We start from the raw sequence: 25208 nt of genomic DNA, 5'->3' as shown, positions 1-25208 counted from the left end.
TGAGCATGCTCGGCACGCTGCGCAAGATTGTCCAGGAAGTGAATGCCGCCAAGGACCTCAAGGCGGCGTTGGGCATCATCGTGCTGAGAGTCAGGGAGGCCATGGGCAGCCAGGTCTGCTCGGTCTATCTGCTCGATCCGGAAACCGAACGCTTCGTCCTGATGGCCACCGAAGGTCTCAACAAGCGCGCCATCGGCAAGGTCAGCATGGCGCCCAACGAGGGTCTGGTGGGCCTGGTGGGCACCCGTGAGGAGCCGCTCAACCTCGAACACGCCTCCGAACATCCGCGCTACCGCTACTTCGCCGAGACCGGCGAGGAGCGCTACGCCTCCTTTCTCGGTGCACCGATCATCCACCACCGTCGGGTGATGGGCGTACTGGTCATCCAGCAGAAGGAACGCCGCCAGTTCGATGAAGGCGAGGAAGCCTTCCTGGTGACCATGAGCGCGCAGCTCGCCGGGGTTATCGCCCATGCCGAGGCGACCGGTTCGATCCGCGGCCTCGGCCGCCAGGGCAAAGGCATTCAGGAAACCCGCTTCATCGGCATTCCCGGCGCCCCGGGCGCCGCGGTGGGAACCGCGCTGGTGGTGCTGCCGCCGGCCGATCTGGACGTAGTGCCGGACAAGCACATCGATAATATCGAGGCCGAGCTGACATTGTTCGAGGCGGCGCTGGAGGCGGTGCGCGCGGACATGCGCAACCTGTCGGAAAAGCTCGCCACGCAGATGCGCAAGGAAGAGCGCGCGCTGTTCGATGTGTACCTGATGATGCTCGATGACTCGGCGCTCGGTGGCGAGGTGACCAAGGTCATCCGCACCGGCCAGTGGGCCCAGGGCGCGCTGCGCCAGGTGGTCACCGAGCACGTTCGGCGCTTCGAAATGATGGACGATGCCTACCTGCGCGAGCGCGCCTCGGACGTCAAGGACATCGGCCGGCGCCTGCTCTCCTATCTGCAGGAGGCACGCCAGCAAGCGCTGGTGTATCCGGACAAGACCATCCTGGTCAGCGAAGAACTGTCGCCGGCCATGCTCGGCGAGGTGCCCGAAGGCAAGCTGGTGGGGATGGTCTCGGTGCTGGGCTCGAGCAACTCCCACGTCGCCATCCTGGCCCGTGCCATGGGCATTCCGACGGTGATGGGCGCGGTCGACCTGCCCTACTCGAAGGTCGACGGCATCGAGCTGATCGTCGACGGCTACCGCGGCGAGATCATCACCAACCCCGGCAAGGTGCTGCGCGAGCAGTACGAGGTGCTCGCCGAGCAGGAGCGGCAGCTCTCCGAAGGCCTCGACGTACTGCGCGAGCTGCCCTGCGAAACCACCGATGGTCACCGCATTCCGCTGTGGGTCAATACCGGATTGCTGGCCGATGTGGTGCGCGCCCAGGAGCGTGGCGCCGAAGGCGTGGGACTGTATCGCACCGAAGTGCCCTTCATGATCAAGGAGCGCTTCCCCAGCGAGAAGGAGCAGATGGCCATCTACCGCGAGCAGCTGGAAGCCTTCCATCCGCTGCCGGTGACCATGCGCAGCCTCGACATCGGCGGTGACAAGTGCCTGCCGTACTTCCCGATCAAGGAAGAGAACCCGTTCCTCGGCTGGCGCGGCATTCGCGTCACCCTCGATCATCCCGAGATCTTCCTGCTGCAGACCCGCGCCATGCTCAAGGCCAGCGCCGGGCTGAACAACCTGCGCATCCTGTTGCCGATGATTTCCGGCATTCGCGAGCTGGAAGAGGCGCTGCACCTGATCCATCGCGCCTGGTGCGAGGTGCGCGACGAGGGGCTGGACGTGATCATGCCGCCGGTCGGCGTGATGATCGAGGTGCCGGCGGCGGTCTACCTGACCCGCGAGCTGGCGCGCATGGTGGACTTCATCTCGGTCGGCTCCAACGACCTGACCCAGTACCTGCTGGCGGTGGACCGCAACAATCCACGGGTCGCCGATCTCTACGACTATCTGCATCCGGCCGTGCTCGAGGCGCTGCAGCGGGTGGTCAAGGAGGCCCATGGCGAGGGCAAGCCGGTGAGCATCTGCGGCGAGATGGCTGGCGATCCGGCGGCGGCCATGCTGCTGCTGGCGATGGGCTTCGACAGCCTGTCGATGAACGCCACCAACCTGCCCAAGGTGAAATGGCTGCTGCGTCAGATCAGCATGGACACCGCCCAGCAGCTGCTCGCCCGCGTAATGCTGCTGGACAGCCCGCAGGTCATCCACAGCACGGTGCAGCTGACGTTGCGCAACCTCGGCCTTAACAAGCTGATCAACCCGTCCGCCGCGGTCTGAGCCCGCCGCGGTCGCGCGCTATCAGCTGGCGGGTGGGTGGCGGTAGCGCACCTCGCCCGATGGCCCGGCCGGGCCGAAGCTGCGTTCGATGATGTTCAGCGAACCGTCTGCATGACGGATCAGCGCCGTACTGGCGCGAGTGCCGTACTCAGGGCTGGCGATGAAGATGCTCGACAGCCGCCGCTCCCACTCCAGTGGCACCCCAGTCTGTGGGAGCTCATGCTCGGCGGCCGGCTCGGCATCGGCGAGCAATGCCAGCAGGCGTTCCGGCTCCGGTTGCTGAAGGATGGCGGTGAGTGCTGCGCGGGCTCTTCTCAGCTTGGGCCAGGGCGTATCCAGCCCGGCGTTGGACAGGCCGTACACGCCGGGCTGCAACTCCTTGGGCTCGCCGTCATGGGAATTCAGATGCCACAGCGTCTGCCGATCGCCTACCAGCAGGTTGTAGCCGGCGTAGTCGCCGCGACGCTCGGCCAGTTCGGCCAGGTAGTCGGCCGGCGGCAATTCACCCCGCAGATAGCGTTCCGGCAGCTCGCCCCGTGAGCGCGCGCCGATCGGCTGGTCGGGTGCGCGGATGTTGGTCAGCGCGGCGAAGCGGCCGCGGGCGGTGACGCCCATCCAGGTGCCGCCGGCTTGCAGATCGCGTCCGCCGATGATCCAGGGTGCGTCTTCCCAGCAGCCGAGCGGCAGACTGGGACGCGCGTGGAACTCGTCGCGATTGGCCGCCACCACCAATGGCTGGGAGTGGTCGGGGCGCCAGGCGAAAACGATCAGGCACATGGGACACCTTCGCAGTTGTAGACCTGCAAGGGTACAGGCGCGGCGGCGTAAAGGGCCATGGCCAGCCGGCGGCAGCGCGTCGGCGAGCAAGCGCCAGTCGGGCATTTTCGCTACCATGCCGGTTTGTTTCGCCGGGACGGGGCGCATGGAGTTTCTGCTTTATCTGCTGCTGGGCGGCTTCGCCGGAGTGCTGGCCGGTCTGTTCGGCGTGGGTGGCGGGCTGATCATCGTGCCGGTGCTGGTGTTCAGCTTCAGCGCGCAGGGCTTTTCCCAGGACATTCTCACCCACCTGGCGGTTGGAACCTCGCTGGCGACCATCGTTTTCACGTCGGTCAACTCGATTCTCACCCACCATCGCCTAGGTGCGGTGCGCTGGCCGATGGTGCTCTGGATGACCTTCGGCATCCTGCTCGGCGCGGCGCTGGGCAGCCTGACCGCGGCGGCGATCCAGGGGCCGATGCTGCAGAAGATCATCGGCGTGTTCGCCCTGGCGATGGCGGTACAGATGGGCTTCGACCTGCGTCCAAAGGCCACCGGTCGTGTACCGGGACGACCCGAACTGTCGCTGGTGGGCGTGGTGATCGGCTGGGCGTCCGCGATCTTCGGCATTGGCGGCGGCTCGTTATCGGTCCCGTACCTGACCTGGCGCAGCGTGCCGATGCAGCAGGCGGTGGCGACCTCGGCAGCCTGCGGGCTGCCGATCGCCATCGCCGGGGCGTTGAGTTTCATGGCGGTAGGCTGGCACGAGGCGCACCTGCCACAGTGGAGCCTGGGTTTCGTCTACCTGCCGGCCCTGCTGGGCATCGCCGCCACCAGCATGTTCTTCGCACGGCTCGGCGCGCGGCTGGCGCATCGCCTGTCGGCCAAGGTTCTGAAACGGCTGTTCGCTCTGCTGCTGCTGAGCGTCGGCATCAACTTTCTGGTTTGAGGAGTAACGGATGCTGCCCTATCCGCAGATCGATCCGGTGGCCATCGCCATCGGACCCTTGCAGATTCACTGGTACGGCCTGATGTACCTGATCGGCATCGGCGGCGCCTGGTGGCTGGCCTCGCTGCGGGTGCAGCGCTTCGCGCCGGAATGGCCGAAGGACAAACTTTCCGACCTGGTGTTCTGGGTCGCCATGGGGGTGATCGTCGGCGGCCGCCTGGGTTACGTGCTGTTCTACGACCTGGCCGCCTACATCAATCAGCCGAGTCTGATTCTGCAGGTGTGGAAGGGCGGCATGTCGTTCCACGGCGGCCTGATCGGCGTGCTGCTGTGCAGCTGGATCTTCGCCCGGCGCAACGGCAAAAGCTTCTTCGAGCTGATGGACTTCATCGCACCCTTCGTGCCGATCGGCCTGGGTGCCGGGCGCATCGGCAACTTCATCAATGCCGAGCTGTGGGGCAAGGCCACCGATGTGCCCTGGGCGATGGTCTTCCCGACCGATCCGCAGCAGCTGGCGCGACATCCGTCGCAGCTCTACCAGTTCGCCCTGGAAGGCGTCGCGCTGTTCGTCATCCTCTGGCTGTATTCGCGCAAGCCGCGGCCGACCATGGCGGTGTCCGGACTGTTCGCGGTGTGCTACGGCATTTTCCGTTTCATCGTCGAGTTCGTCCGCGTGCCTGATGCGCAGCTGGGCTACCTTGCGTTCGGCTGGCTGACCATGGGCCAGGTGCTGTGCATTCCCATGGTGTTGCTGGGCGCCGGGATGATTGCCTGGGGTTACCGGCGCGAAGCCGGCCGGGCACCGGCCTGAATCTGATCCCGGCTTGTCGCCGCACACGCGACAAGCCGGGCGTCGCCTTTTACTATTCGCGCAGCCTTTTTTCACCGCGCTTTGGCGCCTGCTTCGAGTCAATCGATGAAACAGTATCTCGACCTGATGCGCCACGTGCGCGAACACGGCACCTTCAAGAGCGACCGCACCGGCACCGGCACCTATAGCGTGTTCGGCTACCAGATGCGCTTCGACCTGGCCGAAGGCTTCCCGCTGGTGACCACCAAGAAGTGTCACCTCAAATCCATCATCCACGAGCTGCTGTGGTTCCTTCAGGGCGATACCAACATCAAGTACCTGAAGGAAAACGGCGTGCGCATCTGGGACGAGTGGGCCGACGAGGACGGCGAGCTGGGCCCGGTCTACGGCTACCAGTGGCGCTCCTGGCCGGCGCCGAACGGCGAGTCCATCGACCAGATTGCCAACCTGCTGGCGATGATCAAGAAGAATCCGGATTCGCGCCGGCTGATCGTCTCGGCCTGGAATCCGGCGCTAGTCGAGCAGATGGCGCTGCCGCCGTGCCACGCCCTGTTCCAGTTCTACGTCGCCGACGGCAAGCTCAGCTGCCAGCTGTACCAGCGCTCGGCCGACATCTTCCTCGGCGTGCCCTTCAACATCGCCAGCTATGCCCTGCTGACGCTGATGGTGGCGCAGGTCTGCGACCTCGAGCCGGGCGAGTTCATCTGGAGTGGCGGCGATTGCCACCTTTACGCCAACCACCTGGAGCAGGCCGATCTGCAGCTGACCCGCGAGCCGCTGCCGCTGCCGACCATGAAGCTCAATCCCGAGGTGAAGGACCTGTTCGCCTTCCGCTTCGAGGACTTCGAGCTGGTCGGCTACGAGGCGCACCCGCACATCAAGGCGCCCGTCGCCGTCTGACTTTGGTCGGGTTTGCCGCCGCGGATAACGCGGCTGTCATATTTGCCGTATAGACTCGACCGCTCAGGGTTCTTGGGAGGCGAGTCATGCGCAGGGTCGTGTTCAATCAGAAGGGTGGTGTCGGCAAGTCGAGCATCGCCTGCAATCTGGCCGCGGTCAGCGCATCGCAGGGCTACCGCACACTGCTGGTGGACCTGGACGCCCAGGCCAACTCCACGCACTACCTGACCGGCCTGACCGGCGATGACATTCCTACCGGCATTGCCGACTTCTTCAAGCAGATTCTCGCTGGCGGCAACGCTGGCAAAAAGGCGCGCCCGCCGATCCTCGAAACAGCGTTCGACAACCTGCACCTGATCAGCGCCACGGCCGAACTGGCCGACCTGCAGCCCAAGCTGGAGGCCAAGCACAAGATCAACAAGCTGCGAAAGCTGCTCGAAGGCCTCGCCGAGGATTACGACCGGATCTACCTGGACACCCCGCCGGCGCTGAACTTCTACACCGTGTCGGCGCTGATAGCGGCCGACCGCTGCCTGATCCCCTTCGACTGCGACAGCTTTTCCCGTCAGGCCCTGTACGGCCTGCTGAACGAGATCGAGGAGATGAAGGACGACCACAACGAGGCGCTCGAAGTCGAGGGCATCGTGGTCAACCAGTTCCAGCCACGGGCCGCGCTGCCGCAGCAGATGATCGACGAGTTGCTGGGTGAAGGCCTACCGGTGCTGCCGATCAACCTGATGAGTTCGGTGAAGATGCGCGAGTCGCACCAGGCCTGTACGCCGCTGGTGTACCTGGATCCGCGGCACAAGCTCAGCCAGCAGTTCGTCGAGCTGCACGACCTGCTCGAGTCCGCCGGCTGAGGAAATCAGTCCTCGGCGCGCCGCTCCAGCTTCTTGCCCAGCCGCGAGGCATAGAGTTCGCCGATCATCCCACGGCGGAACACCAGCACGCAGACCATGAAGATGATCCCGGTGACCAACGTCACCGGCAGTTCCGAGGTGGCGAAGTAGTTGCCCAACGTGGTCACCAGTGCGGCGCCGAAGACCGGCCCGACCAGGGTGCCGATGCCGCCAAGCAGCGTCATCAGCACCACTTCGCCGGACATCTGCCAGCTGACGTCGGTCAGCGTGGCGAACTGGAACACCAGCGCCTTCAAGCCACCGGCGAGCCCTGCCAGCGCGGCGGACATCACGAAGGCGCCCAGCTTGTAGCGCGACACCGTGTAGCCGAGGGAGATCGCGCGGTTTTCGTTCTCGCGGATCGAGCGCAGGATCATGCCGTACGGCGAATGGATCACCCGCCAGATCAGCAGCATGCCGGCGAGGAACACCGAGAGCACGAAGAAGTACATGTACAGCGGCTCTTCCAGGTCGATCAGGCCGAACAGGTGGCCGCGCGGGATATTCTGGATGCCGTCCTCGCCGTGGGTGAACGAAGCCTGCAGGCAGAAGAAAAAAAACATCTGCGACAGTGCCAGGGTGATCATCGTGGAGTAGATGCCCTGCCGGCGTATTGCCAGGAAACCTATGATCAGCCCGAGAAACGCCGCGCCGGCAACGCCGACGAGAATCCCCAGTTCCGGCGTCAGTCCCCATTCCTTCACCGCATGGGCGGTGAAATAGGCGGAGCCGCCGAAAAAGGCCGCATGGCCGAACGAGAGGATGCCGGTGTAGCCGAGCAGCAGGTTGAAGGCGCAGGCGAAGAGGGCGAAGCACAGCACCTTCATCAGGAAGATCGGGTAGAAGTAGAACGGCGCCATGGTCAGGGCGGCCACGCCGATCAGGATCAGCACGGTTTCCAGGCGCAGCAGCGGACGTTTGGTGGTCGGGGTGACGCTCAGCTGGCTGTTCATCAGGCATCTCTCCCCATCAGGCCGGCCGGGCGTACCAGCAGCACGATCGCCATGATCACGAAGATCACGATATTGGACGCTTCCGGATAGAACACCTTGGTCAGCCCCTCGAGGATGCCCAGCAGGTAGCCGGTGATAATGGCGCCGAGAATCGAGCCCATGCCGCCGACCACCACCACGGCGAACACCACGATGATCAGGTTCGAGCCCATCAGCGGGCTGACCTGGTAGATCGGCGCGGCGAGCATGCCGGCCAGCCCGGCCAATGCCGCGCCCATGCCGTAGGTGAAGGTCAGCAACAGCGGCACGTTGATGCCGAAGGTGCGCACCAGGGTCGGGTTCTCGGTGGCGGCGCGCAGGTAGGCGCCGAGCTTGGTCTTCTCGATCAGCAGCCAGCTGGCGATGCAGATCACCAGCGAGGCCAGCACCACCCAGGCGCGGTACTTGGGCAGGAACATGAAGCCCAGGTTGTAGCCGCCGGCCAGCTCCTTGGGCACCGCATAGGGTTGCCCGGAGGAGCCGTAGAAGTAGCGGAAGGCGCCCTCCAGGGCGAGCGCCAGGCCGAAGGTGAAGAGCAGGCTGTAGAGGTGGTCGAGGTTGTACAGCCGCGACAGCGCCAGGCGCTCGATCACCGCGCTGCACAGGCCGACGACGATCGGCGCAAGGATCAGTGCCGGCCAGTAGCCGATGCCCAGGGTGGCCAACAGCAGGTAGCCGGCGAAGGCGCCGATCATGTACTGCGCACCGTGGGCGAAGTTGATGATCTTCAGCATGCCGAAGATGATCGCCAGGCCCAGGCTGAGCATGGCGTAGAACGAGCCATTGATCAGGCCGATCAGGAGCTGGCCGAGAAACGCCTGGATCGGCACATCGAAAATCGTTGTCATCAGACCCCCAGGGCTTCGTTGAGCATGCTCATGCGGCCAGGCAGATCGGCAACGTCGAAGGTGTCGATGACCTGGCCGTGGTCCACCACGTAGAAGCGGTCGGCCACCTTGCTGGCGAAGCGGAAGTTCTGCTCCACCAGCAGGATGGTCATGCCGCGCTGCTTGAGCGTCTGCAGCACCTCGCCGATACGCTGGATGATCACCGGCGCCAGGCCTTCGGTGGGCTCGTCGAGGAGTAGCAGCCGGGCGCCGGTGCGCAGGATGCGCGCCATGGCGAGCATCTGCTGCTCGCCGCCGGAGAGCTTGGTGCCCGGGCTCTTGCGGCGTTCCTCGAGGTTGGGAAACAGCTGGTAGATCTCCGCCAGGCTCATGCCGCCCTTGGCGATCACCGGCGGCAGGGTGAGGTTCTCCTCGACGGTAAGCGTGGAGAAGATGCCGCGCTCCTCCGGCACGTAGCCGATGCCGTGGCGGGCAGTGCGGTGCAGTGGCACGCGCAGCATGTCCTTGCCGTCGAAGCGGATCGTCCCGCTGCGCTTGCGGATGATGCCGACGATGGCGCGCAGCGCGGTGGTCTTGCCCACCCCGTTGCGGCCGAGCAGGGTCACCGTCTCGCCCGCATGAACGTCCAGGTCGATGCCGTGCAGGGCATGGCTTTCGCCATACCAGGCATTCAGCTCGCGCACGCTGAGCAGCGGTTCAGTCATCGTCTGTCCCCATGTAGGCCACGCGCACGCGCTCGTCCTGGCTGACTGTGCGGTAGTCGCCGGAGGTGAGGATTTCGCCGCGCTGCAGCACGGTCACCTGATGGCAGAGGTCGGCCACCACCTTGAGGTTGTGCTCGACCATCAGCACCGCACGCTGGGTAGCCACTTCGCGGATGATCTCGGCCACCACGTGCACGTCTTCATGGCCCATGCCGGCCATGGGTTCGTCGAGCAGCAGCACCTTGGGCTCCAAGGCCAGGGTGGTGGCGATTTCCAGCACGCGCTTGCGCCCGTACGAGAGATCGGCGGCCGGTTCGTGGCGCTTGTCGGCCAGGCCGACCGACTCGATCAGCTGCATGGCACGTTCGTTCAGCCGGTTCAGCGAACGCATCGGCAGCCAGAACTGGGTGGCCAGCCCGCCCGGGCGCTGCAGGGCGACGCGCACGTTGTCCAGCACCGAGAGGTGCGGGAACACCGCCGAGATCTGGAACGAGCGAACCAGCCCCATGCGCGCCACCTTGGCCGGGTCGGTACGGGTGATGTCATGGTCGAGCAGGCGGATGCTCCCGGCGGTGGGCTGCAGGAACTTGGTCAGCAGGTTGAACACCGTGGTCTTGCCCGCACCGTTGGGGCCGATCAGGGCGTGTACCCGGGCATGATGCACGTCCAGATCGACGTTGTTGACCGCGACGAAGCCGCCGAACTCCTTGCGCAGGCCGCGCGCCGAGAGCATCACGGGAGTATCCCGTCCGACGTCGCCAGCCGCGCTGGGCTGAACGGCGGCCATGCTCATTGCCCGACCAGCTCGCAGCCGCTGTCGGCCGGCTTGATGTAGGCCTCATCGCCCGGCACGGTGGCCAGCACCTTGTAGTAGTCCCAAGGCCGCGAACTCTCCTCGGGTTTCTTCACTTCCATCAGGTAGACGTCGCTGATCAGCCGGCCGTTGGCGCCGACCTTGGCGTTGCGCGCGAAGACGTCGTCCACCGGCAGCTCGTGCATCGCCTTGGCCACCGGCTCGGTGGCGTCGGTGCCGGCCTTCTCGATCGCCTTGAGGTACTGCATGACGCCGGAATAGGTGCCGGCGTGGACCATGTTCGGCATGCGCCCGGTGCGCTTGAAGAAACGCTCGCCGAACTCGCGGGACTTGTCGTCGCGGTCCCAGTAGAAGCTCTCGGTCAGGGTCAGGCCCTGGGCGGCGTCCAGGCCCAGGCCGTGCACTTCGGCGAGGGTGAAGAGCAGTGCGGCGAGGCGCTGGCCGCCGGCGACGATGCCGAACTCGGCCGCCTGCTTGATGCTGTTGGCGGTGTCCAGACCCGCGTTGGCGAGGCCGATGACCTTGGCCCCGGAGGATTGCGCCTGCAGGAGGAACGAGGAGTAATCGGTGCTCGCCAGCGGATGGCGCACCGCGCCCTTGACCTCGCCACCCTTGGATTTGACGAACTTGGAGGTCTGTTCCTCCAGCGAATAGCCGAAAGCGTAGTCGGCGGTCAGGAAGTACCAGCTGTCGCCGCCCTGGGACACCAGCGCACCGCCGGTGCCGACCGCCAGCGCATGGGTGTCGTAGGCCCAGTGGAAGCCGTAGGGCGAGCACTGCTTGCCGGTCAGCTCGGTGGTGGCAGCGCCGGTGACCAGGTTGATCTTCTTCTTGCTCTTGGAAATGCCCTGTACCGCCAGCGCCACCGAGGAGGTGGTCAGCTCCATGATCGAGTCGACCTGCTCGCGGTCGTACCACTGCCGCGCGATGTTGGAGGCGATGTCCGGCTTGTTCTGGTGATCGGCGGTGACGATCTCGATGGGCGCGTCGAGCACCTTGCCGCCGAAGTCTTCGGCCGCCATCTTCGCCGCTTCGAACGACCACTTGCCGCCGAAGTCCGCGTACACGCCGGACTGGTCGTTGAGGATGCCGATCTTCACCTTGCCGTCGGAAATCTCGGCCGAGGCGGGAACGGCGACCGCGGCCGTCAGGGTTGCCGCTGCGATTGCTGAAAGCTTCATGCGTATCTCCTTGCACGGTTTGTTCGGCATACGGGCGCGCGCCGATGCGAGGCGAGCCGTACGGGCGGTTTAGGGGAAAGCTGGGGAGGCGGGTAACAACGCAGCGCCGGGCTCGCTCCGCGCGAGGGCCGCCGTGGTGCACCGGCGGACGACAGTGCGTGGCAATCCGCGCATCAGGCAGGCTGCCGCCGTCGCGTCATGCTGCGAAGTCGAATGGCTGGATAGCGAAAGGGTAGGGCGAGAATCAGTCGAAGCAGGGCACATGGGCGTCTTCTTCTTATTGTTGTTCTGGCTCTAACCGTAGCAGGGCTTCGACGGGACGCAACTCGATGCCGCTGCGATGATGGCGCTGCGGCGCAGATTCACGCCCGTAGCGGGGCCACGGGCGCAGGCGGGCGGGGGATCAGCGGGCGATCAGGATGTCGCAGGGCGGCTGGTCGAGAAACTGACGCGCCAGGCTGCCGAGTAGCGCACTGCTCATCTCGCCACGGCTGTGGCTGCCCAAGGCGAGCAGCTGCGGTTGCCAGTCGCGCAGGGCGGCGTCCAGACAGTTGCTGCGCTCGCCCTGATGCAGGCTGTAGCTCAGCAACGCACCGGTTTGCGGCAGTTGCTGCTGGATATCCTCCACCAGCTGATCGAACAGCTCCTGCTGCAGCACCAGACCCTCGGGGTCCGGGCCGTGCACCTCGGCCATCTCATGCACGTGCAGGGCATGCAGCTCGGCGTCGCCATCCAGCAGCTGCCAGGCGCACTGCATGGCGCGGGTGGCGCAGCGGGAGAAGTCCAGCGCGGCCATCGCGCGACGGTACGGCGCCTCGGCCGGCGCGACCACCAGCAGCAGCGGCGAGGTGCTCTCGAGCATGATGCGTTCCAGCGTGGTGCCGGCGAAGCCCTGGCTGGAGCCACGGTGGTGGCGGCCCAGGACCAGCAGGTCGGCTTCCAGCCCTTCGGCCTGGGTGAGGATTTCCTCCACCGCCGGGCCGCGGCGAATCCAGGGCTCGAGCTGGTCCAGCTGCTGCTCGCGCAGACGCTCCTGCAGCCAGGCGCGTGCCGCGTGCTCGTCGGCTGACGGGTCGCGCTCGTCGAGCACGTGCAGCAGGCTGAGCCGTGCGCCTGTCTGTCGCGCCAGCTGGACGGCACGCTGCAGGGCCAGATCGGCGTCCGGGCTGAGATCGTGAGCGACGAGAATGTGCTGGAACATGACTGGCCTCGCGAAGCTGGAGAAGAGGCGAGTATGCCGCGCCGCGGCAAGGCTGTCCTGCTGCAAGCCAGCAGCGGAGGGGGCGTCGCGGCGGTTTCTGGCTGATCCGGCGCAACAACTTGCGCATCCATGCCCTTGCGCGCTTTTGTCGATACGCTCCTGCGGCTATGCTTGCCGGCATTCGAGCAGGAGTGAAGGATGAGCAAGGTCAGTGTGCTGGTAGTGGATGACGCGCCCTTTATCCGCGACCTGGTGAAGAAGGCGCTGCGCAGCCAATTTCCCGGGATTCGCACCGAGGATGCGGTGAATGGACGCAAGGCCCAGCAGATGCTCGCCCGTGAGCGCTTCGACCTGATCCTCTGCGACTGGGAGATGCCGGAGATGTCCGGCCTGGAGCTGCTGACCTGGTGCCGCACTCAGGACGCGCTGAAGGCCGTGCCGTTCATCATGGTGACCAGTCGTGGCGACAAGGAGAACGTGGTACAGGCCATCCAGGCCGGCGTATCCGACTTCATCGGCAAGCCCTTTTCCAACGAACAACTGACCAGCAAGGTGCGCAAGGCCCTCGGCCGTGCCGGCAAGCTGGATGCGTTGGCTGCCAGCGCACCGACACGGGTCCTGTCCACCGGCGTGGCCAATGACTCGCTGGCCGCACTGACCGGCGGCAAGGCGGAGGTCGTCCGTCCCGCTGCCGCTCCTGCTCCGGAAGCGAAGGCTGCGCCACTGATCCAGCCCTCATCGGCAGCCCCTGCCGCCGCCCCGGGTGCCGCCTCGTCCGGGCGCGGCCAGGGCCAGCTGCGGCTGGCCCATGGCAGCATTGCCTGTGTGATCAAGGCGCTGAGCCTCAAGGAAGCGCTGCTGGTGGTCAAGCGTGGCGAGCCGCTGCCGCAGGTGCTGGAAAGCGCCGTGCTCGACCTGGAGCAGGGCGAGGGCGGCGAGATCGCGCGGCTCAATGGCTATCTGCATGCCGTCGCGGCGTTCGAGCCCAAGCCCGACAGCGACTGGCTGCAGCTCTCGTTCCGCTTCGTCGATCGCGATCCGCAGAAACTCGACTACCTGTCGCGCCTGATCGCCCGCGGCACCGCTCAACGCCACTTCACGCCCGGCGCCTGAATGCGGACCAGGCGACCGTTCGGCGCCTGGTCCACGCGACAAGCTGACAAGCTTCACACCCCGACGGTCGGTGGCTCGCGTAGGCCAACCGCCACTGCTAGTCTTTGCGCTCCAACACCATAATCACTAGAAAATCTGCCGTTATGCTGGGGCGCATTCTTCTGTTGCTCGGGCTGCCGCTGCTGGCCTCGCCGGCCTTGGCCCTGACCATCTACAAATACACCGACGCCAATGGAGTCGTGACCTATAGCGACCAGGCCGCGCCTGGTGCGCAGGTGTTCGTCTTCCGCGACCGCATGGTGGAAAAGCTCGACACTCAGGTGAAGCTGGAAACCCGCAAGCACGATGCGGGCGAAACGCTGCTGGTGCGCAACGACCTGTTCGCGCCGGTGGATATCGAGCTGAAGCTGGAGAACGTCGAGAACGCCGTGGGCGCACCGACCAAGCCGATCCGCTGGGTGCTGCCGCCACGCAGCCAGATCCGCCTGGCGACCCTGGCGCCGCGTGACGCCAGCAAGCCGCTCAAGTACACGCCCAAGCTGCGTCATGCGCTGGGCGATCCGCGTCTGATACCCAAGCCCTACAAGTACCCGCTGCCCTGGCGCGGTGGCCCGTTCCGCCTGACCCAGGGCGCCAACGGCCAGTACAGCCACTTCACACCCAAGGGCCGCTATGCCGTGGATATCGCCATGCCCGAGGGCACGCCGATCGTCGCGGCGCGCGGTGGCATGGTAGTGAGGATCGAGAACGAGCAGAGCGGCCGCGGCAACAATCCTGCCGGCAACTTCGTGCGCATCCTGCACGACGACGGCACCATGGGCGTCTATCTGCACCTGATGAAAGGGTCGGTGGCCGTGCGCGAAGGCCAGCGGGTCGAGACTGGCACCCGCATCGCGCGCTCCGGCAACACCGGCAACAGCACCGGCCCGCACCTGCACTTCGTGGTGCAGCGCAACGTGGGCTTAGCCATCGAGTCCATCCCGTTCGACTTCTCCCAGCCGGTCAACAGCCTGCCGAACTTCGCAGTCGGTGGCGAATAAGGCGCCGTTGCGCGGCCAGTGTCTTGGCGGGCGCAGCGATTGCTGCGCGGCCCGTCAGAAGCCCGCCTCGCGCAGCAGCACGGCCAAGGCATTGCGCAGATAACGCAAGGCCGGCGCTTCCCCCTCTCCATGGATCACCAGCGTGCCGCGCCAGGAGCCGCCGGCCAGCGCGCCGACGGGCGTTTCCACCGCCAGGCTGACCCGATACTGAGCGTGCTCGGGAATGAGTTCGCCGCGTCGTTCGCGGACCATGATGTGGCCGCCGGCCTGTGCTGCCAGCCGGCCGTCGTCGAGGGTGCGCGTGGCGTCCAGGTCCACATGACTGACCCGCAGGCGCAGTACGGTGCCTTCCCCTCCATCGCTGACGAAGCGAGCCGTGTCGCCGACGCGCACGCGCTTGACCACGTCCTCGTCCAGGTAGGTGTCGACCCGATAGCCATCGTCGCCCACCAGCAGAGCCAGGCGCTCCTTGTCCGCCAGCCACTGGCCGCTGTGCAGATCTGGGTCGAGATCATGCAGGTGGCCGGCGAAGGGCGCGCGCGGCTCGTAGCGAGTGAGTTCGCGGTCCAGCGCGGCCAGTTCCGCTTCGGCAGTGGCCAGTTCTTCCTGCACGCTCTGCAGCCGCGCCCGGGAGTCCGCGCCGAAACCGGCGGAGGCCGCCAGCCAGCGCAGTCGCTCCGCCTTCGCCGCCGCGGCCTCGCGCTGCGCCAGCAGCATCGGCGACACCATTCGCGCAATGGGCTCGCCGGCCGCCACGACGGCGCCTTCCCGGTGGGGTAATGCCTCGAGCTGGGCCGGGCCGGGCGCATGCACCGGCCACACGGAAACCGGCCGCAGTATGCCGCTGGCGCTGATGCGCCCCGGCCAGGGCATCAGCATCAGGGCGATCACGACCGCCAACAGCACAACCGTCAGCAGGCTGCGGCGCCGGCGGCGGATCGCCGGCCAGCGCTCGCGCCAGGCGCGCAGCTCGTGCCGTATCGGCTTGAGGATGAACCAGGCGATTTCCACGGCGAACAGCAGGATGCCGATCAGCTTGACCGCGAAGTGGTAGACCAGCACTGCAATGCCCAGGAACACCACCAGACGATAGAGCCAGGTGACCCAGGCGAAGGCGATCAGCGCTCGTTCCTTGCCGCGGGCAAAGTGTTCGGGGCGCTCCTCGCCCAGGTCGAACAGCCATTCGCGCAGCTTCCAGCGCGCCAGGGCGAAGCTGCGCCCGTGCAGGTTCGGCATGTCCAGCCAGTCGGAAAGAATGAAATAGCCATCGAAGCGCATGAACGGGCTGGCGTTGATCGCCAGGGTGGCTACCCAGCTGGTGGTCGCGAGCACGAACGCCGCCGACCGTAGCTCGCCGTCAGGTAACAGGCCCCAGGCCAGGGTGGCCCAGGCGGCTACGCCCAGTTCGGTGACGATGCCGGCAGCGGCGACCCGGAGCCGCTGCCAGCGGCTGGACAGGCGCCAGGTCTCGTTGGTATCGGTGTAGGCCATCGGCCAGAGCACCAGGAACGCCACGCCCATGCTCGGCACGCGACAGCCCAGGCGCTTGGCGGTAAAGGCGTGGCCCAGCTCGTGCAGCAGCTTCACCACGAACAGTGCCACACCATAGGCGGCCAGGCCGCGCCAGGTGAAGGTATCCACCAGGGAGGCTGCAAAGCTGTCCCAATGGCGCGCGACCTGGGTAAGCCCCAGGAGCAGGGCGGCAAGCGTGAGAAGGGCGAAACCGCGGCTGTCCAGGCGCCCGGCCAGGCCCTGCCAACGGCTGAGCCAGGCGTCCGGCCTCACCAAGGGCACGCGAAAGAACAGGTAGTGGTGCAGCAGCCAGTTGAAGCGGCTACCCCGTGCCGTGGCCAACCGCTCCGCCTGTTGCCGCGCGTTGCCTGGGCGCGCTTGCAGGAGCTGGTTTTCGCCGAGGAAGCGGGCGACCTGCTCGACATCTTCTGCACCGAGCTGCAGCGCCGAATCCTGACTGATGCTGGCGGCGATGGCCTGGTGATCGCCGAACGACCACCGGCTGAGAATCTCGAAAGTCGGCCAGTCGAGGCTGAAGAAGCGGTTGCGGGTGGGGTCGTGCAGCGTCCAGCTGGGCTGCCCGTCGGCCAGGCGTGGTCCGGGCAGCAGAGCCAGTTCTTCGCGCAGCGGCAGCCAATTCATGGTCACCACCCGATGGCGGCGCGCAGGCTGGCCAACGGCCGGCGCAGCGCCCAGTAGCCAAGGGGCACCCAGCCGCCACTGAAGCGCGCGGTGCCCTTGAGGCCGACGCGATGTTCGGTGGGGGCGTCGAGGCGGGCACGGACGCGGTAGGCGAAGCTGCCGTCCGGACGTTCCACCGCGTCGTGGGCGAAGTAGCGCAGGGTGGCGCGGGCCGGCGCCAGCGGGCTGGCGTTGAGGTGCAGGGCTACCGGGCTGCCTTCGTCCAGCGGAATCGCATCGGCCAGCGGCACCCAGGCCTCGACCTCGACGTCGGCCGGCGCAGCGATACGCATGATGCGCTCGCCGATGCCAAGCGGGCGGCCGATCCACTCGGACGGATCATCGAACAGCGCAATGCCGTCCCGTGGTGCCAGCACCCGGGCGCGGGCCAGCTGGTCGGTGCCGTAGACCACCTCGGTGCGTTTCTCCTCGATACGCCCGGTAAGGACTGCCAGCTGCGCCTTGGCGCGGGGATCGCCGAGCGCCTGCTGGGCCGTCTGGCGATACTCGGCCTCTGCCGTGGCGAGGGCCTGGCGGGCGATTTCCAGGCGATTCTGGATCAATACCTCATCGAAACCGAACAACGGCTGGCCCTGGCGAACCTGCTCGTTGGGCTGCACGTGGAACACGTCGATGACGCCTTCCAGCGGCGCGCGAATCACAGCCGGGCTGGCCGGCACCAGTTCGCCGGGCGCCAGCACGGTCAGCCGCACGGGAATCAGCGCAGCTACCAGTAACGAGACGGCGACATACAGGGCCCGCCGACGTCCGCGTGAAGCCGGCCGCGGGCGACGACCACGGGCCCATCGATGCCGTGGCGCCTGGTGCGATTGCCAAGCGTGATGCCAGATTCCGGCCCACTCGCCGAGCAGGGCGATTTCGCCCTCGCGCCACGGCAGGTCGCGCGCGAGCAGCACGCCACCGGCATTGCCCAGCGACAGCCACAGCACGTCGGCTGGCAGCCATTCGTCCCAGTCACGGACGAGTGCGTCTGGCAGCGCGTCGCGTGCGACCACGCGGGTGCCCTGAGTCTGCGCCAACTGTCGGCACAGTGCCTGCAGCCAGAGCACGTAGGGCACGTTGGCTTCCACCTGCATCACGCCGGACAGCGCCCGCACGCCGTCGTCGAGCCACAACGCGGCCTGCCTGTAGGGGGCCAGGCCGTGGCTGTCGTTGACCAGCAGAAACTGCAGCTCGGCCGACGACTCGGCCTGTCTGGCTTGCCGACCGAGTTCCAGCAGCGTGGCGAGTGGCGAGCGCTCCATCAGCCGGCCCGGTGCGCTTTGCCGGCAGCGTCAGCCGATGCGCTGACGGCCTCCACCGCCGGGCTGGCCAGCGCGCGCTCCATTGCCTGCACCGGGCGCTGCGCCGCAGCCTTGCGCAGCAGGTCCGAGAGACCGGCGCGGCCGGCCTCGCTCGCCCTGCGCTCGCCGACACTGAAGCGGAACAGTGCACTGGCTTCCCGGCCTTGGCTGTCACGCGCCACGACCTTGATGGTCAGCTCGCCGCGATAGCCGGACGGGGCAACCAGTTCGAACTTGCCGCTCTGCGGGTCGAAGCGCACCCAGCCGGGCAGTGGCTGGCCGTTGGCCTGGGTTGCGCTGAGCAGGATGCGCTCGTTCGGATCGGTGTGCGCGAAGGCGTCATAGGGCACCGAGAAGCTGCTGGTCGCACCGGCGTCGGCGTACTGATCAGAGATGCCGTGATACAGGCTCAGGCGTGGCTGAGGGGACTCGATGACGACGATCTGGAAACCACTCCGTTGGGTATAGAGGTCCCCGAAGTCGCCGCGGGCCTGGAACGTGATATCCAGTTCGCGGCTCTGCACCGCCGCGATCAGTGGCGCAGCAACCGCCGATGGTGCCGCCAGGGTAGTGGCCGGCGCCACTGCCGTGTCGAACGGTGCGGGCGCGGGCGGCGGTGCTGCAGGCTCCGGTACGGCCGGAGCCGGAAGCGGCACTGGCGCAGCCGGCTGGGGCGGGCTGACGACCACTGGAGGCAAAGGTTGCGGCTGCGGTGGCTGCGGCTGAGGCTGTACCGGCTCGGGTTGTGGTTGTGGTGCGGGCTGCGGTGGTGTTGGCCGCGGTGGTTGAGGTTGAGGCGCGACGGCCTCGTCCAGCCCCTGCACGGTAATGGACACCGTCGTCGTACTGCCGTCGGCCGTGGTGACGGCAAAGGTCTCGGTGCGAATGTCCGCGGTGCCGAGCGCTTGCACGATGGGAGCGGTGTTATCCAGTACATAGCGCCAACGCCCGGCTGCGTCGATGCTGAACTCGCCATACGTGCCGCGCGTTCCCGGCTGCGCTACCACAACCGCTTCGCCCAGGTCGGCATCCGTCACGCTGAGCTGCCCCTCCGAGGTGAGCAAGGTGTCCTCCTGAACATAGCCCTGTTGGCCGCTCGGCGCGAACTGCGCTGGATCGTTCACGCCGTGGATGGTCACGGTGATGGTGTGCGCGGTGCCATCGGCGGACTGGACGGTAAAGGTTTCCACCTTGGTCTGACCGGCTTTCAGATACTGCACCGCGCTGTTGGCCACGCTGTAGGACCAGGTGCCGTTGGGGGCGATGGTCAGGGTGCCGAGGGCGCCGGCCGAAGGCGTGACGGTGCCTTGGAAGCTGGCGTCGCCGGTATCGGGATCGGTGATAGTCAGGCTACCGCCCGTGGTGAGGTTGCCCTGTCCGTTGACGTTGAGGTCCTCGGTCACTGCGCCCACCGCGTTGCCGCCGATCACGGCTATGTCGCTTACGCCGTGGATGGTCACGGTAACGGTGTGTGCGGTGCCATCGACGGACTGGACGGTAAAGGTCTCGACCTTGGTTTCACCGGACTTCAGGTACTGCACCGCGCTGTTCGGCACGCTGTAGGTCCAGGTGCCGTTGGGGGCGATGGTCAGAGCGCCCAGTGTTCCGGCCGGAGCGCTGGCGGTGGGCTGGAAGCTGGCTTCACCGGCATCCGGGTCGGCGACGGTCAGCGTGCCACCGGTGGTCAGGTTGCCCTGTCCGTTGACGTTGAGGTCCTCGGTCACTGCGCCCGCCGCGTCGCCGCCGATGACAGCTGTGTCGCTTACGCCGTGGATGGTCACGGTAACGGTGTGTGCGGTGCCATCGACGGACTGGACGGTAAAGGTCTCGACCTTTGTTTCACCGGACTTCAGGTATTGCACCGCACTGTTGGCCACGCTGTAGGACCAGGTGCCGTTGGGGGCGATGGTCAGGGTGCCGAGGGCGCCGGCCGAAGGCGTGACGGTGCCTTGGAAGCTGGCTTCACCGGCATCCGGGTCGGTAACGGTGAGTGCGCCACCGGTGGTCAGGTTGCCCGCTGTGACGTTGAGGTCCTCGGTCACTGCGCCCGCCGCGTCGCCGCCGATCACGGCTATGTCGCTTACACCATGGATGGTCACGGTGACGGTCTGCTGGGTGCCGTCCACGGTGCTGACGGTAAAGGTCTCGACCTTTGTTTCACCGGATTTCAGGTACTGCACCGCGCTGTTCGGCACGCTGTAGGTCCAGGTGCCGTTGGGGGCGATGGTCAGGCTGCCGAGGGCGCCGGCCGAAGGTGTGACGGTGCCATGGAAGCTGGCTTCACCGGCATCCGGGTCGGTAACGGTGAGTGCGCCACCGGTGGTCAGGTTGCCCGCTGTGACGTTGAGGTCCTCGGTCACTGCGCCCGCCGCGTCGCCGCCGATCACGGCTATGTCGCTTACACCATGGATGGTCACGGTGACGGTCTGCTGGGTGCCGTCCACGGTGCTGACGGTAAAGGTCTCGACCTTTGTTTCACCGGATTTCAGGTACTGCACCGCGCTGTTCGGCACGCTGTAGGTCCAGGTGCCGTTGGGGGCGATGGTCAAAGTGCCCAGTGTTCCGGCCGGAGCGCTGACGGTGGGCTGGAAGCTGGCTTCGCCGGTATCCGGGTCGGCAACGGTCAGCGTGCCGCCGGTGGTCAGGTTGCCCGCTGTGACGTCTAGGTCCTCGGTTACCGAGCCGGTATCTGTACCGCCGATTACGGCAGGATCGTTCACCGCCGCTACGGTGATGGTCACCGTGGCGGGCGCCGAGAGCAGGTTGCCGTCGCTTACGGTGTAGGTGAAGGTCGCGGTGCCGTTGAAGTTCGGAGCCGGCGTGAACGTGACAGTGCCGTCCGGGTTTAGCGTCACATCGCCGCCGACCCCGCGAGTCACGGAGGCAATGAAGATGCTGTCGTTGTCCGGGTCGCTGTCGTTGCCGAGCAGCTGCGTGGCGGTGTAGCTGGCGGTAGTGTCTTCGGTGGCGCTTAGCGTGTCGTTGACGGCGATCGGTGGGCGGTTGTTCGGGGCCGGCAGGTCATTGTCCAGAATGGTGGCAATACCCTCGGCGCCGCCCAGGTTGGTGACCGTGCCGGAGACTGCGCCGGTACGCAGGGCGAAGGTCTCGCTGGTTTCGACGAAGCTGTCATCTTCCGTGGCGATGCGCAGACGTACGGACAGCTCGCCGGCGGCAATGGTGACCGGTCCTCTGACCTCGACCCAGGCGCTGCCATCGAACCACTCCAGCGTCCCGGTCGTATCAACACCGATACCTGCCGTTGCGCTGGCCAGTACCGGGCTGAAGCTGACCGGCTGGGTGGAGCGCTTGTCGAGACTGACGATGAACTCGGCGTACGCACCCTCGTTGACCGACGGACTGGATACGCTGAGCGTAGGCCGATCGTCGTCCAGGACTGCGCCGCTATCGGGCGTGCCGCTGGTATTGCCGGGCTGATAGATGTCGCCCTCGCCTTCGTCGTTGATGGTGCCGATGCCGGTGCTGCTGTTGTCCTGACTGACAAATGCGGTCAGGGTGAAGGATTCGTTGCCTTCATGAACGTCGTCCTGCCGGACCGCCACGCGCACCAGCAGCTTGTCGCCGGTGGGAATGACGACCGAGCTGTTGGCGACATAGGTCTGCCAGCTGCTGCCGTTGAAATATTCCAATGTACTGGCGATATCTGCGCCCGCGCCGGACAGCGTGGCGCGTGCATCGGTCGGCGGCAGGCCCGCGCTGCCCAGTTCCAGGCGCACCGCGACACCGGCGCTGCCGGTGACGGTGAACACGGCGTAGGGCGAGGCCTCGTTGACGAACACGCTGTTGACCGCGACGGTGTCCTGAGCCCCTTCGATGGTGATGGTCAGGACTGCGATATCCGTCAGCCCGTTGCCGGAGCGGTCGGTGACGGTGTAGTTGAAGCGTTCGGTCAGCGTCTGGCCGGGGCTCAATGCCTGGACGGCGGCGTTGCTGTTATTGAGGGTGTACGTCCAGCGACCATCGGCAGACAGCGTCAGAGACCCATACAGGCCGGCCAGTGGCGAGCCGAGTGTGCCGGCTGTGCCGCTGCCTTCCGTGCCGCCCACGCGCACGGCCGTCACGCGCAGTTCGCTGCGCGCGTCGTCCACGTCGGTGACCGAATCCAGCACGTTGCCGCCTGGGTTGTAGCCAGGAGTGCCATTGTTGATGCCGCCAGCTTCGATTGCCGTGGCGATGGTGTCCGCAGCCACCGGCGCATCGTTGGCGCCACGGACGGTGATGGTCAGGGTGGCGGAGTCCTGCAGACGAGCGCCGTTGGCGGCAGTCAGGCCGTTCTCGACGGTGTAGATGAAGGTTTCCGTCAGCGTGGTGCTGGTGTCCCGCAGGGCCTGCACGGTGGCGTTGCTGTTGTCGACGACATAGGTGTAGCTGCCGTTGGCGCTGAGGGTCAGGGTGCCGTAAAGGCCGACCAGCTGGGTGTTGGTCCCGACGGCGGTGCTCGCGCTACTGCCTGTGGCGCGTGCCGAGACGATGCTATTGCTGCCGCTGGGCGTAGTGTCGTTGGTGAGCAGATTGCCGCTCGGGTTGGTACCGACGGTGCCATTGGCGATGCCGCCCGCTTCGGTGGCCGTCGCAACATCGTTCACTGCATTGGGATCATTGGTACCAGAGCCGAGCACCGTGATGTGCAGGGTCGCGCTACTGGTTGCACCACTGGCGTCGCGTGTCGTGTATCTGAACTGCTCGACGCCTGACTCACCTGCACTCAATGCTGGGTTGTTGGCCGTGGGCGTATAGACATAACTGCCATCTGCGTTGAGCTGGAGCGTGCCGTAACGGCCGGTGATTGTGCTTCCGACCGCTGCGTAGAACGACAGGGTCGCGTCCGCTGTGCTGGTGATGGTCTTGTTAAGCACGATGGAGATCGGTGTGCCCTGCGCGTCATAGGTAACGCTTTGCACCGAAGTACCTTCGGATACTCCATTGCCAGAGACCAGCATGCCTGCTGCGATCAGCCCACTCGAACGGTTCGGCGTCAATGTGACGGTTGAGGTGCCGACACTCTGCGACGTTGCGACGTCGCCGATTTTCATCGAGTTGGTACCTTCGGTTGTCGTCGAAGTGGAGTTCTTGAAACCGATCTTCTGTCCATCGAGCGACGTGATAGCCACGCGATTGCCCGGGGCAGCAGAGTCGTAATAGGTGGCAGGCGAGCTGCTCAACGGAATGGTGCGTGCTGTGCTGTCATAGCCGCCGGTGGCCGTGATCTGCACACCGGTGGCGCTGAACATGGCCCGGTAGGTGCCGTTTACCAGAATCCAGGCTTCGTCACCGTTGCCCACAGGGCTGAACGTAGTACCGGGTACGAAAACCAACGTAGCTGATGTGGCTGTCGTGCTTACCGCGCCAATCACCGCGCTGCCAGCGAGATCAGCAACCGTCTTCGTGTCGCCACGATCCACATCGGTGTCGTTGGTCAGCACATTGCCCGTCGCAAGCGAGCCCTGAGGGTCGTTAGTGCCGTAGGCGCCGCTGGTCTGCAGCGACTCCTTCGCCGTGTTGTAGTCATCCCTGGCCACCGGCGCATCGTTGGCACCCTGGATGGTCACGCTGAGGGTGGTGGTGGAGGTCGCGCCGGAGGCATCGGTCATGCGGTAGGTGAAGGTATCGACCAATGTATCGCTGGCAGTTCGCAGGGCCTGCACCTGCGCATTGGTGTCGTTGACCACGTAGCGGTAGCTGCCATCGGCACCAAGGGTCAGCGTGCCGTAGAGGCCCGTCACGACCGCACCGTTGGCCGAAGTGGTCGCAACGGTGACGCTCTGGCTGGCGGAAGTGGTGCCCGCTGCGGTTACCCGCTTGCCGTCGCCGCCGGTGTCGTTGCTCAGTACGTTGCCGGTGGCTGCGCTGCCAGCGATGCCGTTCGCGATACCGCCGGCTTCCACCGCCGCGCCGCCGCTGGTACCGGGTGTGCCGTTGGCGACATCGGCGACGGCGGTCGGCGTCGGCACCGGACCGACCAGGGTGTTGAGTGCTGCGTCGACACGGTCGGACGAGGAGCCGACGTTCTTGATGTTCAGCGCCTGGTTCTTCCACCCCAGGCTGTCGAACCAGGCCTGATCCACCACCAGCAGGAAGCCACGGTTGTCGGCGACATTGCTGTCGCCATCCATGTTGCCGTCGGCCTGGGCGGCGGCCAGAGAGGTGAAGTCCGCGTCGGTCCAGAAGTAGAAGCCGCGCACGATGCCGCCGCTCTTGATCGGACGGCTGATCCACCCGTAGTAGGTGGTGTTGCCAATCGTCACGGCCGTTGCCGAGACGTCGTTGCCGCTGAAGAAGCGACTGTTGATCGCGTCGCTGACGATCACCTGGCCGAGGGGGGCATAAACGAAATCGTGCGAGTTCGATTCCTTCCCTGCCGGGGTGGTTGCGGTGTTGACTTCATAGGCGTTGCTGAAGGTCAGGGTGGCGAATTCCACCGCAACGGCTTCGCCGTCCAGGTCCAGAGTGGCGTGGTCGTCATCGCCGGCGAAGCCGGGCGTGCTGCTGTCCAGGCCGGTGACTGCAGCGGCGAAGCGCTGGCCTTCGTCTCCCGGCGTGTCCAGCCCCTGATTGAGCAGGTGGTCCAGGTGATGGCCGTACTCCTCGACCAGCAGGCGCGACACCTGCTGGGTGTCGAGCACCCCGAGCCAGTCGCTGTTGAGATAGATCACCGGTGCGGCGCCAGGACCTTCCGGGGCGTAGGCGGCCATGGCGCCCTTGATCTGGGCGTTGTCCAGCAGGGCTACATCGATCTGCATGGTGCCGTCCGCGATTGCCGTGCGCAGTTGGGCCAAGGTTTGCTGCCAGGCCTCGTTTGGTGCGCTCTGGTCACCGTTGAAGAGCGCGAACAGCTGTCCGTCACTGGCCTGGGCGAGGAACTGGCGGATCTGCTCGGCGGCGCTCGCTGAGGCCTCGCTCAGAGCAGGGTCGTCGCTGCCTGGGCGGAATAACCCGGGTTGTGCCGTGATGCCCGCTGGCAGCGACACCGCAGCGGCGTGGTCGAAATCGGTCGTCGGCTCGTGTGCAGCGTCTGCCATATCGGCCGTGTCGGCGAGCGGGGCGCTGGCGGCATCCACCGCGTCGGCCGCTGCCGCCCCGTCGAAGACGAAGCGCTGCTCGAGCGCCATGGGCCGCGGGCGATTGCGCACCAGGCGGGAGGGGGCGGTGTTGGTTCGGGTCTTGTCAGCCATGTCGGACCTCGATGGGCAGCGTCAGCAGCAC

General features: G+C 66.2%; 17 protein-coding genes. 7 read left to right on the top strand and 10 right to left on the bottom strand.

Annotation, left to right across the window (positions count from 1 at the left end; translation table 11 throughout):
* Positions 1-5 precede the first annotated feature (5 nt).
* Entirely contained in the window at positions 6-2279 is a 2274-nt protein-coding gene (gene ptsP / locus ACVRRC_RS01185; RefSeq protein ID WP_011911646.1) for a phosphoenolpyruvate--protein phosphotransferase, read from the top strand.
* A gap of 21 nt (positions 2280-2300) precedes the next feature.
* On the opposite strand, the gene ACVRRC_RS01180 is transcribed toward ptsP, so the two are convergent.
* A complete protein-coding gene (locus ACVRRC_RS01180) occupies positions 2301-3056 on the bottom strand; it encodes an NRDE family protein (RefSeq protein ID WP_061373836.1) in 756 nt (251 codons plus the stop codon).
* 145 nt (positions 3057-3201) lie between these two features.
* On the opposite strand from ACVRRC_RS01180, the gene ACVRRC_RS01175 reads away from it, so the two are divergent.
* The 4 genes from ACVRRC_RS01175 (at position 3202) to ACVRRC_RS01160 (ending at position 6555) form a co-directional block, all read left to right on the top strand.
* Positions 3202-3984: a sulfite exporter TauE/SafE family protein gene (locus tag ACVRRC_RS01175; RefSeq protein WP_048328373.1), complete on the top strand. Its 783-nt coding sequence runs from the start codon at positions 3202-3204 to the stop codon at positions 3982-3984.
* A 10-nt stretch (positions 3985-3994) separates the two neighbouring features.
* Entirely contained in the window at positions 3995-4795 is an 801-nt protein-coding gene (gene lgt / locus ACVRRC_RS01170; protein WP_011911649.1) for a prolipoprotein diacylglyceryl transferase, read from the top strand.
* A gap of 105 nt (positions 4796-4900) precedes the next feature.
* Positions 4901-5695 carry a thymidylate synthase gene (locus ACVRRC_RS01165; RefSeq protein ID WP_048328375.1) on the top strand — a complete coding sequence of 265 codons (795 nt, stop codon included), beginning with the start codon at positions 4901-4903 and terminating at the stop codon, positions 5693-5695.
* Between the two features lie 86 nt (positions 5696-5781).
* Positions 5782-6555 (top strand): ParA family protein, encoded by a 774-nt coding sequence (locus ACVRRC_RS01160; RefSeq protein WP_011911651.1) that lies wholly within the window; start codon positions 5782-5784, stop codon positions 6553-6555.
* A 5-nt stretch (positions 6556-6560) separates the two neighbouring features.
* Here ACVRRC_RS01160 and ACVRRC_RS01155 read toward each other — a convergent pair whose 3' ends face one another.
* From ACVRRC_RS01155 to ACVRRC_RS01130, 6 genes are all read right to left on the bottom strand, one after another.
* On the bottom strand, positions 6561-7547 hold the full coding sequence (locus ACVRRC_RS01155; RefSeq protein ID WP_125459936.1) for a branched-chain amino acid ABC transporter permease: 987 nt from the start codon (positions 7545-7547) through the stop codon (positions 6561-6563).
* Positions 7547-8434, bottom strand: a complete 888-nt coding sequence (locus ACVRRC_RS01150) for a branched-chain amino acid ABC transporter permease (protein ID WP_011911653.1) — start codon at positions 8432-8434, stop codon at positions 7547-7549. The genes ACVRRC_RS01155 and ACVRRC_RS01150 overlap by 1 nt, the downstream gene beginning before the upstream one ends.
* Positions 8434-9138, bottom strand: a complete 705-nt coding sequence (locus ACVRRC_RS01145; protein WP_011911654.1) for an ABC transporter ATP-binding protein — start codon at positions 9136-9138, stop codon at positions 8434-8436. The genes ACVRRC_RS01150 and ACVRRC_RS01145 overlap by 1 nt, the downstream gene beginning before the upstream one ends.
* Positions 9131-9931, bottom strand: a complete 801-nt coding sequence (locus ACVRRC_RS01140) for an ABC transporter ATP-binding protein (RefSeq protein ID WP_011911655.1) — start codon at positions 9929-9931, stop codon at positions 9131-9133. The genes ACVRRC_RS01145 and ACVRRC_RS01140 overlap by 8 nt, the downstream gene beginning before the upstream one ends.
* A complete protein-coding gene (locus tag ACVRRC_RS01135) occupies positions 9928-11133 on the bottom strand; it encodes an ABC transporter substrate-binding protein (protein ID WP_011911656.1) in 1206 nt (401 codons plus the stop codon). Before ACVRRC_RS01135 ends, ACVRRC_RS01140 begins: the two co-directional genes overlap by 4 nt.
* Before the next feature lie 403 nt (positions 11134-11536).
* The gene (locus tag ACVRRC_RS01130; protein ID WP_181119452.1) at positions 11537-12334 is read right to left on the bottom strand and encodes a universal stress protein; all 798 of its coding nucleotides are present in this window, start codon (positions 12332-12334) and stop codon (positions 11537-11539) included.
* 198 nt (positions 12335-12532) lie between these two features.
* Between ACVRRC_RS01130 and ACVRRC_RS01125 the strand changes: the two genes are divergently transcribed.
* Entirely contained in the window at positions 12533-13447 is a 915-nt protein-coding gene (locus ACVRRC_RS01125) for a response regulator (protein WP_472996525.1), read from the top strand.
* Between the two features lie 143 nt (positions 13448-13590).
* On the top strand, positions 13591-14487 hold the full coding sequence (locus ACVRRC_RS01120; protein WP_196111909.1) for a peptidoglycan DD-metalloendopeptidase family protein: 897 nt from the start codon (positions 13591-13593) through the stop codon (positions 14485-14487).
* Positions 14488-14541: 54 nt separating this feature from the next.
* On the opposite strand, the gene ACVRRC_RS01115 is transcribed toward ACVRRC_RS01120, so the two are convergent.
* Genes ACVRRC_RS01115 through ACVRRC_RS01105 form a run of 3 tightly spaced genes read right to left on the bottom strand, consistent with a single transcriptional unit; the run spans position 14542 to position 25177 of the window.
* Positions 14542-16641, bottom strand: coding sequence for a site-2 protease family protein (locus ACVRRC_RS01115; RefSeq protein ID WP_472996524.1), 2100 nt, complete (start codon positions 16639-16641; stop codon positions 14542-14544).
* A gap of 2 nt (positions 16642-16643) precedes the next feature.
* Positions 16644-17945, bottom strand: a complete 1302-nt coding sequence (locus tag ACVRRC_RS01110; protein WP_045157920.1) for an efflux RND transporter periplasmic adaptor subunit — start codon at positions 17943-17945, stop codon at positions 16644-16646.
* A complete protein-coding gene (locus ACVRRC_RS01105; RefSeq protein WP_472996523.1) occupies positions 17945-25177 on the bottom strand; it encodes a VCBS domain-containing protein in 7233 nt (2410 codons plus the stop codon). The genes ACVRRC_RS01110 and ACVRRC_RS01105 overlap by 1 nt, the downstream gene beginning before the upstream one ends.
* Between the last annotated feature and the right edge of the window lie 31 nt (positions 25178-25208).

It is taken from the genome of Stutzerimonas sp. LR2 (assembly GCF_055755175.1).
This window is presented reverse-complemented; position numbering and strand designations above follow the sequence as displayed.